The sequence below is a fragment of the Enterovibrio nigricans DSM 22720 genome (assembly GCF_900167155.1).
Classification (GTDB): domain Bacteria; phylum Pseudomonadota; class Gammaproteobacteria; order Enterobacterales; family Vibrionaceae; genus Enterovibrio; species Enterovibrio nigricans.
Genome location: NZ_FUXU01000005.1, coordinates 101,337 through 118,972 on the forward strand (window position 1 = coordinate 101,337; position 17,636 = coordinate 118,972).

Sequence of the window (17,636 nt, forward strand, 5' to 3'; positions counted from 1 at the left end):
ATTACTATGAAACCATCTATTCTCACCAAACTAGAAGTGCTCAGTGAGCGCTATGAAGAAGTACAACACCTGCTGGGTGATCCAGGCATCATCGGTGATCAGGATAAATTCCGTGCGCTGTCGAAAGAGTACAGCCAGTTGGAAGAAGTGACCATGTGCTTCAACGCCTATAAGCAGGCGGTTGACGATCTGGACGCTGCTCAGGAAATGGCGAACGAAGACGATCCTGAGATGCGCGAAATGGCGCAAGAAGAAGTGAAAATGGCAAAAGGCGAAATAGAACGCCTGACCGATGAACTTCAAGTGCTCTTGATTCCTAAAGATCCGAACGATGAACGTAACTGTTTCGTTGAAATTCGTGCTGGTGCAGGCGGCGATGAAGCAGGTATTTTTGCGGGTGATCTTTTCCGTATGTACAGTCGTTTTGCTGAATCAAAAGGCTGGCGTGTTGAAGTGATTAGTGCCAACAGCTCTGAACAGGGCGGTTATAAAGAGATGGTGGCTAAAATCTCTGGCGACGGTGCTTACGGTGTATTGAAATTTGAATCTGGTGGTCACCGAGTTCAACGTGTACCGGCAACAGAATCACAAGGCCGCGTGCATACATCTGCATGTACCGTTGCGATTTTGCCTGAAATTCCAGAAGCAGAAATTCCAGATATCAACCCGTCGGATCTGAAAATTGATACCTTCCGTTCATCGGGGGCGGGTGGTCAGCACGTTAACACCACTGACTCTGCTATTCGTATTACTCACTTACCAACGGGTACCGTAGTTGAGTGTCAGGACGAGCGTTCACAGCACAAAAACAAAGCGAAAGCGATGTCTGTTCTAGCAGCGCGCTTAATCAAAGCCGAAGAGGAAAAACGCGCCGCTGAACAAGCGAGCACGCGCCGTAACCTACTTGGTTCAGGTGATCGCTCTGACCGTATTCGTACTTACAACTACCCACAAGGCCGAGTTTCTGACCACCGTATCACCCTGACTGTTTATCGTTTGGATGATGTGATGGAAGGCGATTTGAAGTGCTTGATTGAACCGATTGTTCAAGAGTTCCAAGCGGATCAGCTTGCGGCACTGGCTGAACAGCACTAATGCCAATCAGCATTGAAAATGCGCTGCAAGAAGCAGCGCATTTGTTAACCGAACATCAAAGCCCATCACCGAGAATTGACGCATCTGTGTTGCTGTGTCATGTCCTCGATAAACCAAGCAGCTATCTCTATACCTGGCCAGATAAAGTACTGACAGACGCCGAGCAAAGTGAATTTGATGTGCTCATCCAACGTAGAATGCTGGGCGAACCCGTCGCGTATATTATTGGTTATCGAGATTTCTGGTCTTTGCGTTTAAACGTTGAGCCAAGTACGTTGATCCCGCGTCCGGATACAGAGCGTCTCGTGGAACTCGCGCTAGAGCGTTTACCTGCAGATGCGAATTCTGTTCTGGATTTAGGGACAGGCACCGGTGCCATCGCACTATCGATTGCCTGCGAGCGAAAAGACGTACAGGTGATGGGGGTTGACCTTCGTTCAGAAGCCGTTGCGTTGGCTGAGCGTAATCAGCTCGAAAATGGGATTATAAATGCGCATTTTGCGCAGAGCAGTTGGTTTGAAAATATACCAGCACAGACTTTCAACATGATTGTCAGTAATCCTCCTTATATCGACCCGGAAGATCCACACCTCTCACAGGGAGATGTATGTTTCGAACCCAAGTCAGCCCTGACTGCCAGTGATCATGGTTTGGCGGATATTCGCGAGATTTGCCAGCAAAGCCCGCGTTTTCTTGCCGACAACGGATGGTTGATGATTGAGCATGGTTACGATCAAGGGGATCCAGTGCGTACGATTTTTTCTGATGCAGGATTTATCGACGTTGAGACACTGCACGATTATGCAGGTCTGGATCGTGTTACGCTGGGTCGTTTTGCTAACTGAAATAACAAGAAAGAGAGATTGACGGAATTATGTACGCTGCATTGAAGCACACTCACCTATTGTTTATCGCCTTGAGCGTATCTTTGTTCATTTTACGCTTTATCTGGCGTTCAATGGGCAGCACTATGATGCAAAAGAAGTGGGTGAAAATTGTCCCGCACATTATCGATACGGGTCTGCTTGCGACAGGTGTCGCTCTGATTGCTGTGACGGGTTTTATGCCATTCACCCCAGCGGGTGTGTGGATGACTGAAAAGTTGACTTGCGTACTCGCTTACATTGCCCTTGGTTTTGTTGCGCTGCATTACAGTCAAGGTACCATGTTTAGAGTCTTTGCATTCTTTGGTGCTTTGGGTTGGGTGTATGCAGCGGCTAAATTGGCGATGACGAAAACACCATGGTTGTTGGGGTAAAAATGATCGCGTTTACAGATCAAGAACTTGATGAGTTGTCGCTTGTTGAAGGCGCGTTGGCACTGAATGCTGCCATCGATCCTTCAACCTCGCTGCATTGGGTTCGAGCGGAACTTGAGTTATTGGCGAAAGAAGCTGAAAACGCATTGGCAGGGGAAGCTAACGACGAGTTGCGATTAGAAGGCTTATTGCGATTGTTCTACAAGGATTGGGGCTTTCGTGGCGACTTTGAACAGTATTTCTCTTCAGAAAATGCGTTTGTTGAAAAGGTGCTAAAACGTCGAAAAGGCATTCCTGTCAGTTTGGGGGCAGTATTGCTGTTCCTTACCAAACGCTTAGAGTTGCCAGTAGAGCCTGTCGGATTTCCAACGCAGTTGATTTTGAAAGTAAACTGGCGTGATCGTGAACCCTCATATATCAACCCATTCGACGGCGAATTTCTTTCACAACGCACCTTACGCGGTTGGCTAATCGGTAAGGAAGGCCCTATCGCTCAACTTCGTCCTGAAGATCTGGATGTCTCAGACAACCCGACCTTAGTGGGGCGCTGGTTAGCGGTGATCAAAAGAGCGTTGCTGCGAGAGGAAAAGTACGATATGGCTCTGCGCTGTAGCGAATTAGCATTGACGTTCAGTCCTGACGATCCGTACGAGATTCGAGATCGTGGCTATATTTTCCAGCAACTAAAATGTGACTGGGTAGCGGCAGAAGACTACGAATATTTTATTGCTCAGTGTCCGGATGATCCGGCTGCTGAACTTCTTAAACTGCAAGTTAGAGTATTGACTGCAGAAGCTCCAATTTTCCATTAATCAGGAATTCACCATGACAACACAAAAAACGGTTCAAATCGGCGATATTCAAGTTGCTAACGACAAGCCATTTGTTCTATTTGCCGGGATGAATGTGTTGGAATCTCGCGATATGGCCATGCAGATTTGCGAGCACTATGTGGAAGTAACCCAAAAGTTGGGTATTCCGTATGTGTTTAAAGCCTCTTTCGACAAAGCGAACCGTTCTTCAGTACATTCTTACCGTGGTCCAGGCCTGGAAGAAGGTATGAAAATCTTCCAAGAACTGAAAGACACATTCGGCGTGAAAATCATTACTGATGTTCACAATGAAGCACAGGCTCAGCCAGTATCAGAAGTGGTTGATGTGATCCAATTGCCCGCGTTCTTAGCTCGCCAGACCGATTTGGTTGAGGCGATGGCGCGAACTGGCTCTGTGATCAACGTGAAGAAGCCTCAGTTTATGAGTCCTGGCCAAGTGGGTAACATCGTTGATAAATTCGCAGAATGTGGCAACGAAAAAGTGATCCTGTGTGAGCGTGGCGCATGTATGGGTTATGACAATCTGGTTGTTGATATGCTGGGCTTCGATGTTATGAAGAAAGCAAGTAATGGCAGCCCGATCATTTTCGACGTGACGCACTCTCTGCAATGTCGCGATCCACTGGGTGCAGCATCGGGTGGTCGTCGTGAGCAAACGGTTGATTTGGCTCGTGCAGGTTTAGGTACCAAGATTGCGGGTTTGTTTATTGAAGCGCATCCAAACCCAGAAAAAGCACGCTGTGATGGCCCGTCAGCACTGCCTCTGGATAAGCTGGAGCCGTTCCTGAAGCAAATGAAAGCGCTGGATGATCTGGTGAAAAGTTTCGAAGATTTGGATATCCGTTAAGCGATATTCGAAGAGAAGAAAAGCCGGCGAATGCCGGCTTTTTTGATCCTACAACTTGAAGCGAGAGATTTCGTTATTGAGTTGTTGAGACAAGCTCGACAAATCAGAGGCTTGCATCGATGCTTGGTTGGCTTCTTCTGCCAACTCATCAGATGCATGTCGCACCGCTTCTGTATTTCGGGTGATTTCCGCTGTTACTAGAGACTGCTCTTCGGCCGCAGAAGCGATTTGCGTGGCCATATCACTGATTGTCGAAACGGATGTTGTGATTTGGGTCAGGCTGTCTGTGGCGCTGCTTGCGTCCTCCACGCTTGTGGTTGCCAGATAGCGGCTATCCTGCATGATTTTCACTGCCGATTGCGTCGTTGACTGCAAGGTTTCGATCGTCGCTTGGATCTCTCGCGTCGAATCATGTGTACGCTGGCTTAACACGCGAACTTCGTCGGCGACTACGGCAAAACCGCGGCCCTGTGCGCCAGCTCGTGCGGCTTCAATGGCGGCGTTCAACGCCAGCAAATTAGTTTGTTCCGCAATGTCCTGAATGGTCGACAGAATAGAGTTGATGCTTTGCGTATGCGCATGAAGCTCGGTGATCACCGACGTCGCTGATTCTACCTCGGTCGACAAGTTTCCAATGGACAGCTGGCTTTGATTGACCTGTGAGGCGCCTGTGTGAGAACGGCCAACAGCATCTTTCGACAGTTGCGCTGTGTTTTCGGCACTACTAGCAATTTCCTGTGTTGCTGCGGCCATTTGGTTGATGGCTGTGGCAACCATGTTGATTTCGTCTTGTTGACCACGAATGCGTGAGCTACGAATATTCGCGTGTTCGGCCGCGCCTGCCGCTTGTTCGGATAAAGCTTCACCGACGTTTTTCAAATGCACGACCATAGTATGCATGTTGCCCACGAAGGTATTGAAATTGTGTGCCAGTTGACCGACTTCATCTTCACTATGTGGTGTGAGACGTTGTGTTAGGTCCGCTTCACCACTGGCGATTTCGGCCATCGCTTTTGATACACGGTTCAGGTCTCGGAACAAAATGTTGACCAACCAGATAGAAAGAGCAAGCACGACCAAGGTCACGCCCAGGCTGGTCAATATCAAGGTCGTAACGGCACTGTTATGCGCTTCGAGCTCGGTATTCAGGTCAAGTTCAATGCCTATGTACCATTGTGCGGTTGGTAGTGATACGAAGTAGTACGCTTTTGGGCTGCCATTGATATTTTGGTGGATTAACGTGCCTTGGCGAGCGGCATCTTGGACTACGCGCATGTTCAGCGCGGGGTTGTATTGTGTCAGGGGCGCTCCATTCAAAGAGGCGTCTTTGTGCGCAATCAGTGTGCCTTTGTCGGTAAATAACATGCCGAATGCATTGTCACCAAAATCAAATTGCGAGATGTCACTCATGATTTTACGCAAGCTAATATCACCGCCCAGTACTCCCTGCAATTGGCCACCTTGCAAGACGGGCTCAGCGACGGTCACCATGGTTTCTCCGGTCAACGCATCTCGGTAAGGTGCAGTAAAGATGGTTCGATTTTCTGTTACTGCTTCGATATACCAAGGTCGCTGGCGAGGGTCGATGTCAATTGTGGCGCCATTTGACAGATCCAACGAGCCATCGACTTCGCCATAAAATGTCATCGCAAAGTTGCCGGAGATCTGGATCATTTTCAGTGCATTGATTTCATCATCGTGAGGTTGTGTTTCAATGAAACCCTTCATGGCGGTAGCGTGGGCGTCTAACCAATCGATGAAACCCACTTTTGCGACGTCTGACGAGCTGCGCACTCTGTATTCAAGGCTGTTTTCAGTTTGGGTTGAAAGTTGGTTTGCGGCAAGCAGAGACAAGGTTGTTGCCATCGCGATGACGGCAATAAGGCACGTGCCAATTAACTTCTGCTTTAGAGTGAGTGTCATGTTTACTTCCTTGCGAGGAACTCCAGAATTGGAAGCGCTCCCGTCGTTCTGAACGTTATAAGCGCGGGGCAACCTGTACATCTAGTATTTGTACATCATGCTGTATCGGCGTTATTAGCAGAGCCTTTAGCGAATATTGCGAGTGAGGGTGAGTTTTTTTCACAACATAGTGATTTTGCTTCACGGTTTTGCGGCGGAGAGTTTGATGTCGTGGGAGTGAACGATGTGCGCTGTCTTTAAACGAGGTAAGTCTTAACTTTCAGCAAATGTGGTTTTGGGAGATAAAATAAAAGAGACGTTTAGATGGCTATTTGTTGACGAGGTAAACATTTCATTTTACTCTGCGCTTCACATCACAAAAATATATGCAACACAACATGACAGAGAAGCAAACAACAATCAATCCTTCAGCCCTTGCGCTGGTGCCCTTTGGGTTCTTTCTTTGCCTTTTTATCGGAACTGGCATCTACTTTTCGACTCAAAATGTCGACTTTGCCTTTTATCAGCTTCCAGCGACGATAGCCGTTTTACCCGCCATTGTTTTGGCGGTGTTGATGAGCAAGGAAAAGCTCAATACTGCCATTGGCCAGTTCATCGAAGGGGTATCACACCGTGACATTACCGCGATGTGCCTTATCTACCTGCTTGCAGGCGCGTTTTCTGCTGTGGCGAAAGCAACCGGAGGGGTAGACGCAACGGTAAACCTAGGTTTGGCCGTTCTTCCTTCCAGCTTGATCTTGCCGGGCTTATTTCTTATCTCTGCTTTCATCGCAACAGCGATGGGAACATCAATGGGTACCATTGCGGCGGTTGCACCTGTGGCTCTTGGTATTGCTCAAACGACGGGCATAGATTCCGCATTGATGGCTGGTGTGGTGCTCAGTGGCGCCATGTTTGGCGACAACCTTTCAATCATCTCTGATACCACGATTGCTGCGACACGCTCACAAGGCTGTCACATGAAAGATAAGTTTAGAGAGAACGTCAAAATCGCAGTACCGGCTGCGCTGGTGGTGTTGGTTATCTTTTTCTTTGCCAATGAAGTGACGCAAGCCCCTGTAGCTGGCGAAATTGATTGGTTGGCGGTTCTTCCTTACATGACGATTCTTGTTCTTGCCGTGTCCGGTATGAATGTGTTTGTTGTCCTGTCTCTCGGCATTGTATTTGCGGGCGTTGTCGGCATTGCTCAGACACCTGATTACAGCCTGATGGCATTTAGCAAAGATATCTATGCTGGCTTTGGTAACATGCAGGAAATTTTCTTGTTGTCTTTGCTGATTGGTGGTTTGGCTGAGCTAATGCGTCAGCAAGGTGGTTTGGCGTTTGTCACTGACAAATTGAGCCGATTGATCATGGCGCGCGCAGATAAAGCAGCAGAAAAAGGTTCTCCGCGTGCTAGTGAAGCGGGGATTGCGTTGTTGGTCAGCTTGACCAACATGTGTACCGCAAATAACACCGTAGCAATTATTGTAGCGGGTGGCGTTGCGAAAAAGTTGGCGACGCAACACGATGTAGCGCCAAAGCGCAGTGCAAGCTTGTTGGATATTTTCTCTTGCGTAATCCAAGGATTGTTACCATATGGTGCTCAAGCGCTGTTGCTCGGTTCCATCTTTGAACTGTCACCGCTTTCCGTTGTTAGTCAATCTTACTACTGTTTCTTGCTGGCGATCGCCGCCGCTTTTGCGATTGCTCGCTCTAAAGGACAGCACGGTACCCACTAAGATCTGCGACCCCAAATCGCTGAGTGAAAACTCGGCGGTTTGGGTGTGATTCGGTGATCTATATAGCACTTTGTTGAAAGAACAATGTGATGGTTTGCGTATATCTTTAAACTACATCGTGAAATACGATTATTTACGTTAACCCTTACAAAATGACGACTCACTCATTTTGTTAAAGCGAGAAGCCCTTCTCGCACTTTCAACAGAATAATAGGTACACCCATGATGGATCGCCTTTCTTTAAAAGCAGCAATTAGTGCTGCATTACTTGCTTCGCTAGCAGGTTGTTCTACCACTCAAAACACGACAGACATCGTGCCAGGATGGCAGCCAGATACCACCTACAACATCACTATTCTTCATACCAATGATAACCATGGCCGTTTTTGGCATAACAAATATGGTGAATACGGTATGGCTGCTCGCAAGACGTTGATCGACAACTTGCGTAAAGATGCTGAGGCGAAAGGTGCGGCAGTGCTTCTGCTGTCTGGTGGTGATATCAACACGGGTGTGCCTGAATCTGACCTTCAGGATGCGGAGCCAGATTTCAAAGGCATGACCATGATTGGTTATGATGCCATGGCATTGGGTAACCATGAGTTTGATAATCCACTCGACGTATTGGATAAGCAAATGCAATGGGCTGACTTCCCAATGCTCTCAGCGAACATTTACGACAAAGCGACAGGAAAGCGTAAGTATCAGGCATATCAAATGTTTGAGAAGAACGGCCTTCGCATCGCCGTTATTGGTTTGACGACTGAGGACACTGCGAAAATCGGTAACCCTGAATACATTGGGGAACTGGAGTTCCGCGATCCGAAAGAAGAAGCGAAGAAATTGATCGCTGAAATCGAAAAAACAGAAAAGCCGGATATGATTATCGCAGCGACGCACATGGGCCATTACGAAGATGGTAACCGTGGTATCAATGCGCCAGGTGACGTTGCTTTAGCGCGTTATTTGGACGAAGGATCTCTCGATATGATTGTGGGTGGTCACTCACAAGAGCCTGTCTGTATGGAAGGCCCGAACATGTACAACACTGCCTTCAAGCCGGGCGATGAATGTAAGCCTGACAGCCAAAACGGTACTTGGATCGTACAAGCTCATGAGTGGGGCAAGTATGTCGGTAAAGCTGACTTTGAATTCCGAAACGGCGAACTGAATTTGGTCTCTTACGACTTAATCCCTGTAAACCTGAAGAAAAAAGTGAAGGTGAATGGCGAGAAAAAACGCGTATTTATCCAAAACGAAATTCCGAAGGATAAAGAGCTTTATGACTTTTTGAAACCGTATCAGGACCAAGGGCAGGGCCAACTGAACATTAAGATTGCTGAGACCAATGGTAAGTTGGAAGGTGATCGTAATGTTGTGCGCTTTGAACAAACTAACTTAGGCCGTCTCATCGCAGCATCGCACATGGATCGCGCAAAAGCAGATTTCGCAGTAATGAACTCTGGCGGTGTGCGTGATTCTATCGAAGGCGGTGACGTGACGTACAAAGACGTTCTGACGGTGCAGCCTTTTGGTAACATGGTGACCTACACGGACATGACAGGTACAGAAATTCTGGATTATCTGAACGTGGTTGGAACTAAGCCTGCTGACTCAGGTGCCTACGTGCAGTTTTACGGTATTTCGATGACCGTGTCACCAGATGGCGTGAGCGATGTGGTTATCGGTGGTGAACCGCTGGATCTAAATAAAACATACCGTTTCACGGTTCCAAGCTATAACGCGGCGGGCGGTGATGGTTATCCAAAGATCAGCGACCATGCTGGCAACGTCAACACCGGTTTTGTCGATGCTGAAGTTCTGAAAGACTTCCTGGAGAAAAACTCTCCGATTGATGTAAATAAATATGCGCCAAACGGTGAGATTGTTTACAAATAATTGAGCTATTCAATGTTTCACTGTGGGGGAAATGTCCCGCATTGAGAAAATGGGAACAATGATAGAAAAGGCACTGGTGACAGTGCCTTTTTTTATGTCATTATCAGCTTACGTTTTATATGGGTTAGCGTTAATGAAAAGGTTAATGCCACCCTGTCGTTACAAGAGATTTATCGGATGACGCCGGCAATTACCCTCGCGGAAAAAGCAGGAATTTCCTTTCATGTTCATAGCTATGAACATGACCCTCATAACACGAATTTCGGACTTGAAGCAGCAAGTGTGCTCGGGCAAGACCCCGCTCGTGTTTTTAAAACCTTGTTGTTTGCGATGAACGGGGACCCCAAAAAGTTGGCGGTGGCCGTTGTGCCTGTTTCTGGTCAATTAGATTTAAAAGCCGCAGCAAAAGCAGCGGGTGCAAAAAAAGCAGAAATGGCTAACCCTGATATTGCAGAAAAAACGACGGGGTACATCGTTGGCGGCATCAGTCCATTAGGCCAGAAAAAGCGCTTGCCAACGTTTCTTGATGCCAGCGCAGAAGCCCATGACACGATTTATGTCAGCGCGGGGCGTCGTGGGCTTGAAATTGAACTTTCTCCAGCAGATCTCCTCTCACTTACACAGGGGAAAATGGCAACAATAGGTAAGCAGGGGAAATAAAGAATGCGTATGTCGTGGCTGGTCTTGTTTATGGGTTCCTTGTCATCATTTGCAGCAATAGGTGTGGAAAAATCGACACTGTTAGAGTGCTACAAAACGAATGAAACACATGTAGAAGTCACTGCTTGCCTCGATAACCACTTGAGCGTTGCGGAAAGCTCACTGCAAGATACTCAGTCTAAACTCAGTGATCGCATGTCTGAACTGGATAACATTTCTTCCCATGGGCATGCGGCGGTATCTGCCAATCAGGCATTTGAGGAGTTTAGCGTTTGGCGAGACAAACAGTGCAAACTGGTTGAAGCAACGTTTGCTTCTGGCTCCGGCAGTGGACAGGCTTATCTTAATTGCATGATAGATGTGACGAATGAGCAAATCTCTCGATTAAACCACTTAATGGGTAACAAGGAATAGTTGAAGTGAGTGTGTCTGTTTGGCTTAGTTTAGTGTTGGTCTGTATGCTAGGCGCGATGTCACCCGGCCCGAGCCTTGTCGTAATGGTTAGACATAGCTTGGCAGGTGGTCGTTTGCACGGAATTGCTGCCGCTTGGGCACATGCACTTGGTGTGGGTTTGTATGCGGTATTGACGTTGTTGGGTCTTGCGGTTGTTCTTCAACAATCTCCCATCGTGTTTAAAGTGATCGCTTATGCAGGCGCAGCCTATTTAGCTTGGCTGGGTATTAAGTCTATTCGTGCCAACGGCGGAGTCGCCGCCAAGTTGGAGAAAGGGGAGAAAACATCGCTATTAGAAGCCGCGAGAGATGGCGCGATGATCTCCGTTCTCAATCCTAAATTGGCGCTTTTTTTCCTCGCGCTATTCAGCCAGTTTGTGGCTGTTGGCACAGACATTACTAGCCGCTCCATCATTGTGCTTACGCCCATTGTTATAGATGGTTTGTGGTACACGGTAGTCGCATTGGTCTTGTCGTCCAGCCGGATGTTGGAGAAGCTGAAACAACGTGCGGTCTTGATTGATAGGTTGTGCGGGGTCGTATTGATTGGGTTGGCTGCGCGTGTTGTGGTTGCGCTGTAACCGAATACCGTAGAAAGTAAAAAGGCACTTATTACTAAGTGCCTTTTTGTTATCAACCTTTTCGAGCAAGGTGTCGCTCGCGTGTTTCGAGCTTTTTCTCTTGGCTTTTCTTCAAAAGCGCATACACAGCACCCGTTCCTCCTTGGTGCCTTTGCGCGGAGTGGAAACACTGTACATCGGTAATTTGTTCCAACCATTGGCAGACGAAACTTTTCATCATGGCTTGAGGGTTAGAACGCTCGCCCTTACCGTGCACAATCACCACGGTGCGAATGTCCATTTTTTGGCATTGTTTTAAAAACTTCAGTATCTCTTCACGTGCATCTTTCAACGTAAACTTATGCAAGTCTATACGCGCATGCGCCTCATATTTACCGAGTCTAAGTTTTCGGAATACACCGTCTTGGACTCCTGGACGTTTAAACGCCACGATGTCATCAGGCTTGAGCATTTTTGCGTAATCAAGTGAGAGGTGCTCTGGGTTTCCATCAGAGAGTGTTTGCGCGGCTTGCTGACGAGCAAGTTGCGCTTCTGTGGGTTTGTGAGGCAATGCCGATGGTTCAACCGTATCGTGCTTGATAGGTGCAACGTCGGACATCATTTCCCGAAATAAATCGAACTCATTGTTACCGTTCATGGTCTTTGCGGGTTAGTGAAGCATCGCCAAAGTATATACCGAAACCTTGCCAAGGTGCAGAGAGAGATTGAAAGTGAATATGTAGAGAGATCGTCAGTGTGAAAAAAACCAGCAAGAATGCCTTGCTGGTGTAAGCAAATGGAGAGAAAGGAAACTGTTACAGTGATTCGTCAGTTTCAGACGATGTCATTGCTTTGTAAACAAAGAAGCCACCCATAAAGCTGATCATGCCAAGGGCAACAAAAATCACGATCATTGAGGAGAGGCCAATTGCGTTGCCGAATAGTAGGTCTAACCAAAAGTCCATGCTTGTGCTTCCTTTGTCTGTAAACGTTACGGATAGGTTGCCAATTGGTGAATCTTTCATCGATGATCCAGATCAATGGAATGTAGGTTAGTAGCACGTCACTTGTTAGCGTGGGTGGGCGGTCGCAATTTGCCCATACTGATGATCCTTTGAGCGAACAGTGTCTGTAAGGCAAAAAACGTGAGAAAACACTTGAGTCTGCGCCAAGGATGAGTATTATTAGCGACCTCTGAGGCGCACAGCGTTTTTCAGAACAGTCGGTGAATAGCGCAGCTTGGTAGCGCATCTGGTTTGGGACCAGAGGGTCGGGGGTTCGAATCCCTCTTCACCGACCACCATTAGAAAGCCTGCTCAATGAGCAGGCTTTCGTCGTTTTGGAATAGGGAAAAGTGATTGTCGGTCATGCGTGCCGCATGATGGGTCGGGTGCGGAACGCCGCCCGGATCGAATCCCTCTTCACCGACCACCATTAGAAAGCCTGCTCAGTGAGCAGGCTTTCGTCGTTTTGGAATAGGGAAAAGTGATTGTCGGTCATGCATATCGCATGATGGGTTGGGTGCGGAACGCCGGACCAGTTCGAATCCCTCTTCATCGACCACTATTAGAAGCTTCGCAGAAATGCGGGGCTTTTTCGTATGTATAGAACACCCGCGAAACGTAAACGTGCTTTTTGAAAAGACAAAGAGTGCGTTAGAATGGGGGATTCTAGGACAGCCCGAAAAATGGCAAAGGATTTTAGATGAAAAAATCTATTTACATTTGGTTTATTCTGCTTTTTGTCATGTCTATGATCGTGACGAAAGTGATTGTGAGTGGTTAAAACCACTCACCATTTCTACTATTTGGGTAGTGTGTTAACACATTCTACAGAATGTCCTTTATTTAACGCTCTGACCTCAAAGCCCTTATTTTTAAGCATATCCAATAAGCCTTCTTGGCCATAAAGATGTAACGCACCTACCACAATGGTATATGTCCCATTGCCGAACTTACGTGTATCGCTCAGTGTTTCTGTCCAATGTCGATTCCTGTCGGTTATGATGACTTCTTCAAGTTCGCCAGAATCCTCCATCATGTCTTCAACGATATCTGTTAAAGCCTGACTATCGCCCGCTGCCCATGCATCTATCATGCAGGGTAATACTGTTTGAGCCTCTTCCCAATGGTTTAGGGTATCCAACAACAAAGGAAGGCCGTCATCTTTCATTGAGGTGATGAAGTTCAGTTGTTGTTGCATGGTCTCCAGAGCAATGATGGGAATATTCTTTTCTTGTGCCAGTGTTAAAAAGTGAACATCAATGCCGAGTTGTGGTTGCAATCCCATCTGCGAAGTCTGCGCTTGTTGAATAGCCATCGCAGCCTGCCAAGGCGGCATGTTTTGCAATGCGAGCGACGGCAAATGTACATCTTTGGCGATGTCATTGAGTGTGTGCTGTTCTGTTGCATTTAAGAAGGTTTGTGAGGCTTGGCCTGTCGGGATACTTATGTTGGTGTCGGAAAAGAGGTCGGCTTCAACAATCAGGCCTTTACTGCGCTGAAAATGGTGGATGATTTCGTCTGGAAGGGGATAAAAGCTGGGTTTACCCATGTGCACCGATCCCATGAGTGCAAAAGAAAGGTCACCCTTTTTCGCTAGCCAAACAGTCGGCTCAGCCGCAACATTGGAAAAGAAAAGCAGCGAAAGCAGCGGAACGAGCCGTTTAATCATAAAACCTCCATACCAGTTGACACCAGTATGGAGGTTTTTGATAAATCTGTCTTTCTTAGTTATGGGTGTTATATACCACCGTCATCCCGCTTTTAGAAAAGCCGATAACATCATAACGGTCTTTTTTATCGCCATACTCCATGCCCGGCGAGCCTACAGGCATGCCAGGTACAGCAAGACCTGCAAGTTTTGGTTTTTGTTCTAAGAAGCTCTTCACATCGCTGGCTGGGATGTGACCTTCAAATACGTAGCCATCAATGACGGTGGTGTGGCACGACGCCAGTTGAGGTTTAATGCCCAATTTCATCTTGATTGGGTTCATGTTGACATGGTCCTCAGACGTCATTTCAAAGCCATTGTCTTCCATGTGTTTCACCCACTCTTTACAGCAACCGCAGTAAGGGGATTTATAAGTGATACCGGTTGCTGCCATTGTGCTTGCTGAAAGCATTGCCAGCGAAAATGCGGCCAATTTAGGCAATTTTTTCATCGTTGTCTCCTCAACGCTTTGATATTTTATTGCAGCAGTGGGGCACGTGTTGTGCGCCATCTGCTAAGTTCCTATCGCCATAGTGATAAAGGCTGCGCCTCAGCCTTTGCCACAGCGATTGAGAGTAGGGAATATTTACCCGACTCTCTATGCGTTCGAGAGTTATGTCTCGCACATCATAGGTCACTACCATGCAATGTTTGCGGGCAGTGACTGACTGAATACCGGCTATCGAAGCAATTTGTTCCTGTACTTCTTGAGATAACACGTCATTCAGCCGCAGTTTCCGTTCAACGCTGTATGCATTGCTTTTGTCGTTATTCATTTGGTGTTTGTCTTTTCTGCAAACCAGAACCACCAGATGATAAGTCCGATCAATCCAAGCCCTAGAAGATTCACGATCATGATCATTTCCTCTTACTTGGGTTAAACCAGCGCAGACGATTGGCATTGCTCACGACCGTTATCGAGGACAATGCCATCGCTGCTCCCGCGACAACAGGGCTTAGCAAGGATCCGGTGAGGGGATATAGCACACCTGCTGCGATTGGAATACCCAGAGAATTGTAAATAAATGCGCCAAACAAATTTTCCTTCATGTTGCGAAGGGTCGCTTTGGACAGGAGCAGGCCATCTGTGGCTGCGTCGATTGAGTGACGCATCAAGGTCATTTGGGCACTTTCTATCGCCACATCACTGCCGCTACCAATCGCAATACCCACTTCCGCTTTGGCAAGTGCGGGTGCATCGTTGATGCCATCTCCGATCATGGCGACTTTTTTTCCTTCAGCTTGAAGCTTGGTGACGACGTCTGCTTTACCATCGGGCAATACACCCGCGATGATGTTGGTGATCCCTGCCTGTGCGGCGATTGCTTTTGCCGTATCTGGGTGATCACCTGTAAGCATCACTACGTCAAAACCAAGACGTTGTAGTCGGGCTACTGCCGTGGCTGAGTCATGGCGAAGTGGATCACTGATCCCGATCATGCCCAGTAAGTGAGAGGCATTAGCGAGATAAACTGCAGTTTCACCACGAGTAGAGAGCTCAGAGGCGGTCGATTCTGAACCAGAAACGTCGATACCTTCTTCTTGCATCAGACGCGTATTTCCTAAGAAATACGTTGAGCCTCCAATGTCAGCTTTAAGGCCTTTGCCCGGAATCCCTTCGAAACTGCCAATGTCAGACAAAGTAAATGATTTTGCCTCTGCGGCATCGAGTACCGCCTTTGCTAACGGATGCTCAGAGCCTTGTTCAAGACTTGCGGCCAGTTGAAGAATCACATCTTCGTCTGTTTTAAGAGCGACAATTGAGGTTACCTGAGGCTTACCCTCTGTCAGTGTGCCTGTTTTGTCCAATACGACCGTATCAACCTTTGCTGCATGTTGAAGAGATTCTGCATCGCGGATTAATACTCCGAGCTCCGCTGCTCTCCCCACTCCTGTGGTAACAGACATCGGTGTTGCTAACCCCAAGGCACACGGGCAAGCAATAATCAGTACGGTTGTTGCTGTGACCAACATAAAACTCAGTTTTGGGTCGGGGCCAAAGTTGTACCAACCTAATGCCGTGAGTATGGCGATGATCATAACCGTGGGCACAAAGATGGAGGACACGGTATCTGCCATGCGCGCCAGTGCAGGTTTGCTGTTTTGTGCCTGTCTTACGAGGTTGATGATACGGGATAACATGGTATCGCTACCGATCCCTGTCGCTTTAAAGATTAGGCTACCGTTTTGGTTAACGGTCCCTGCATGAAGCACCTCACCCGCTGTTTTTCGCACCGCCAGAGGCTCACCGGTCAGCATGGATTCATCGACAAAGCTCTCTCCGCTTTCGACGACACCATCGACTGGGATTTTTGCACCCGGTTTGACACGAAGCAGCATGCCTGATTTAACTTCAGCTAAAGAGATTTCACGCTCTTTGCCGTTCTCGATGATCAATGCCGTTTGAGGTTGCAGGTCGAGAAGTCTATCCAGTGCTTTAGATGTCGACGCTCTCGCTTTGGCTTCAAGTGCGTGCCCTAGCGTAACAAGGCCGATTATCATGGCTGACGCTTCAAAATATACATGTCTTGCTTGCTCTGGGAAAAGAGCAGGCATGATGACGACGGCAGCAGAATAAAGCCAAGCGGCGCCCGTACCCAATGCCACCAAGGTATCCATCGTCGCTCTGTGGTGAAGGGCGGCTTTGTAGGCGTTGACGTAAAAATGTTTACCCGAGGTACAAAGCAGAGCCAGCGTAACCAGAGCAATAATGCCCCAACCTATTTGGCTGGTCGTGCTTTCAATGGTCATTGAACCACCCAGCAACCCCCAAGCCATCAGCGGCGCACCCAAACCGAGAGCCAGCCAAGTATTGCGTTTGTGCTCATTAAATTGCTCTGCGTGCATTACCGCCTGACGCTCGCGGCGTGTCGCTTCATCTTCGCTCACTTCCGCACCGTAACCCGCTTGTTCAACAGCATGGATAAGCGTCGCGACGTTAGCGTCACCAATAATGGAAGCGGTTCTTTCTGCGAAGTTCACGTTAACTGTTTCAACACCCGCTACGCCTTTCAACGCTTTTTCAACCGAAGATACGCAACTTGCGCAAGTCATGCCTGAAAGAATTAATTGTAGGGAAGGGGTGTTCTCTGATGCAGTCGTCGCGTCAGGTGGAGAGTCCGCATCAGTAACAGAGGCGGGTTCATCGGTTTGCTCTACAGACGCTTCAGTGATTTGGGATCCGTCAGGGACTTGATAGCCTGTTGCTTCGACGATGTTGACTATCTGAGCGTGATTCAATAGACCAGTAATGGTGGCGTCTGTTTTGGTTACCTCGACGTGGAATACATCGGGTGATTGTTCAAAAGCCGCTGTTAGTTTGGCAACACAGCGGCCACAGCTTAAACCCGTCAGAGGCACGGTAGTGGTAGAGCCGACTTGATAGCCTAATTTGTTAACGGCTTCAATGATGGCATCTATAGGCGCATCGGCGTTCACGGTCAATGACGTCGGTGTCGCATCGACTAACGTTATGCCTGATAAAGGTGTTACTGCGGCAATCACTTTTCGCGCGCAGCCCATGCAGTTTAGCCCCTGCAACGGCAACGTTCGACGAGTTGTTTCTGCTGTCGTCGTCGGTGATGTCGATACGTCTTGATGTGCCATAACCATTACCTTATGCCTGATTTGCAACTTGCGTTCAGACAAGACTATTGTTCATAATGCCGAAGCATA

The 17,636-nt window shown here is 47.9% G+C and carries 17 protein-coding genes and 1 tRNA gene; 11 read left to right on the forward strand and 7 right to left on the reverse strand.

What is annotated here, in order from left to right; genetic code table 11:
• The first annotated feature begins 6 nt into the window (after positions 1–6).
• From prfA to kdsA, 5 genes are read left to right on the forward strand one after another with little or no spacing between them, the layout of a single operon-like run.
• Positions 7–1,095 (forward strand): peptide chain release factor 1, encoded by a 1,089-nt coding sequence (gene prfA / locus B5D35_RS03415; protein WP_078751199.1) that lies wholly within the window; start codon positions 7–9, stop codon positions 1,093–1,095.
• The gene (gene prmC, locus B5D35_RS03420) at positions 1,095–1,940 is read left to right on the forward strand and encodes a peptide chain release factor N(5)-glutamine methyltransferase (RefSeq protein ID WP_078751200.1); all 846 of its coding nucleotides are present in this window, start codon (positions 1,095–1,097) and stop codon (positions 1,938–1,940) included. The genes prfA and prmC overlap by 1 nt, the downstream gene beginning before the upstream one ends.
• A 29-nt stretch (positions 1,941–1,969) precedes the next feature.
• A complete protein-coding gene (locus B5D35_RS03425; protein WP_078751201.1) occupies positions 1,970–2,353 on the forward strand; it encodes a SirB2 family protein in 384 nt (127 codons plus the stop codon).
• Positions 2,354–2,355: 2 nt separating this feature from the next.
• Positions 2,356–3,165: a SirB1 family protein gene (locus B5D35_RS03430; RefSeq protein ID WP_078751233.1), complete on the forward strand. Its 810-nt coding sequence runs from the start codon at positions 2,356–2,358 to the stop codon at positions 3,163–3,165.
• 13 nt (positions 3,166–3,178) lie between these two features.
• Positions 3,179–4,033: a 3-deoxy-8-phosphooctulonate synthase gene (gene kdsA, locus B5D35_RS03435; RefSeq protein WP_078751202.1), complete on the forward strand. Its 855-nt coding sequence runs from the start codon at positions 3,179–3,181 to the stop codon at positions 4,031–4,033.
• 48 nt (positions 4,034–4,081) lie between these two features.
• On the opposite strand, the gene B5D35_RS03440 is transcribed toward kdsA, so the two are convergent.
• On the reverse strand, positions 4,082–5,956 hold the full coding sequence (locus B5D35_RS03440) for a methyl-accepting chemotaxis protein (protein WP_078751203.1): 1,875 nt from the start codon (positions 5,954–5,956) through the stop codon (positions 4,082–4,084).
• A 377-nt stretch (positions 5,957–6,333) separates the two neighbouring features.
• Here B5D35_RS03440 and B5D35_RS03445 point away from each other — a divergent pair, with 377 nt between their 5' ends.
• The 5 genes from B5D35_RS03445 (at position 6,334) to B5D35_RS03465 (ending at position 11,270) form a co-directional block, all read left to right on the forward strand.
• On the forward strand, positions 6,334–7,677 hold the full coding sequence (locus B5D35_RS03445) for a Na+/H+ antiporter NhaC family protein (RefSeq protein WP_078751204.1): 1,344 nt from the start codon (positions 6,334–6,336) through the stop codon (positions 7,675–7,677).
• A gap of 222 nt (positions 7,678–7,899) precedes the next feature.
• Entirely contained in the window at positions 7,900–9,576 is a 1,677-nt protein-coding gene (gene ushA, locus B5D35_RS03450; RefSeq protein ID WP_078751205.1) for a bifunctional UDP-sugar hydrolase/5'-nucleotidase UshA, read from the forward strand.
• Between the two features lie 177 nt (positions 9,577–9,753).
• On the forward strand, positions 9,754–10,236 hold the full coding sequence (ybaK, locus tag B5D35_RS03455) for a Cys-tRNA(Pro) deacylase (protein WP_078751206.1): 483 nt from the start codon (positions 9,754–9,756) through the stop codon (positions 10,234–10,236).
• 9 nt (positions 10,237–10,245) lie between these two features.
• Complete coding sequence (locus B5D35_RS03460; protein ID WP_244556495.1) at positions 10,246–10,650, forward strand: lysozyme inhibitor LprI family protein; 405 nt, start codon at positions 10,246–10,248, stop codon at positions 10,648–10,650.
• A 5-nt stretch (positions 10,651–10,655) separates the two neighbouring features.
• The gene (locus B5D35_RS03465; RefSeq protein WP_078751208.1) at positions 10,656–11,270 is read left to right on the forward strand and encodes a LysE family translocator; all 615 of its coding nucleotides are present in this window, start codon (positions 10,656–10,658) and stop codon (positions 11,268–11,270) included.
• A 52-nt stretch (positions 11,271–11,322) separates the two neighbouring features.
• Here B5D35_RS03465 and smrA read toward each other — a convergent pair whose 3' ends face one another.
• Both smrA and B5D35_RS03475 read right to left on the reverse strand, forming a co-directional pair.
• Positions 11,323–11,907: a DNA endonuclease SmrA gene (gene smrA, locus B5D35_RS03470; RefSeq protein WP_078751209.1), complete on the reverse strand. Its 585-nt coding sequence runs from the start codon at positions 11,905–11,907 to the stop codon at positions 11,323–11,325.
• Between the two features lie 157 nt (positions 11,908–12,064).
• Entirely contained in the window at positions 12,065–12,214 is a 150-nt protein-coding gene (locus B5D35_RS03475) for a DUF3149 domain-containing protein (protein ID WP_078751234.1), read from the reverse strand.
• A 258-nt stretch (positions 12,215–12,472) separates the two neighbouring features.
• Between B5D35_RS03475 and B5D35_RS03480 the strand changes: the two genes are divergently transcribed.
• Positions 12,473–12,549 (forward strand) — tRNA-Pro (locus B5D35_RS03480).
• A gap of 3 nt (positions 12,550–12,552) precedes the next feature.
• Here the strand turns inward: B5D35_RS03480 and B5D35_RS25205 are convergent.
• From B5D35_RS25205 to B5D35_RS03495, 4 genes are all read right to left on the reverse strand, one after another.
• Positions 12,553–12,684, reverse strand: a complete 132-nt coding sequence (locus tag B5D35_RS25205; protein ID WP_269808508.1) for a hypothetical protein — start codon at positions 12,682–12,684, stop codon at positions 12,553–12,555.
• 368 nt (positions 12,685–13,052) lie between these two features.
• The gene (locus B5D35_RS03485) at positions 13,053–13,922 is read right to left on the reverse strand and encodes a TraB/GumN family protein (protein ID WP_078751210.1); all 870 of its coding nucleotides are present in this window, start codon (positions 13,920–13,922) and stop codon (positions 13,053–13,055) included.
• A gap of 55 nt (positions 13,923–13,977) precedes the next feature.
• Positions 13,978–14,412, reverse strand: coding sequence for a DUF411 domain-containing protein (locus B5D35_RS03490; protein WP_078751235.1), 435 nt, complete (start codon positions 14,410–14,412; stop codon positions 13,978–13,980).
• A 407-nt stretch (positions 14,413–14,819) separates the two neighbouring features.
• A complete protein-coding gene (locus B5D35_RS03495; RefSeq protein ID WP_078751211.1) occupies positions 14,820–17,567 on the reverse strand; it encodes a cation transporter in 2,748 nt (915 codons plus the stop codon).
• Between the last annotated feature and the right edge of the window lie 69 nt (positions 17,568–17,636).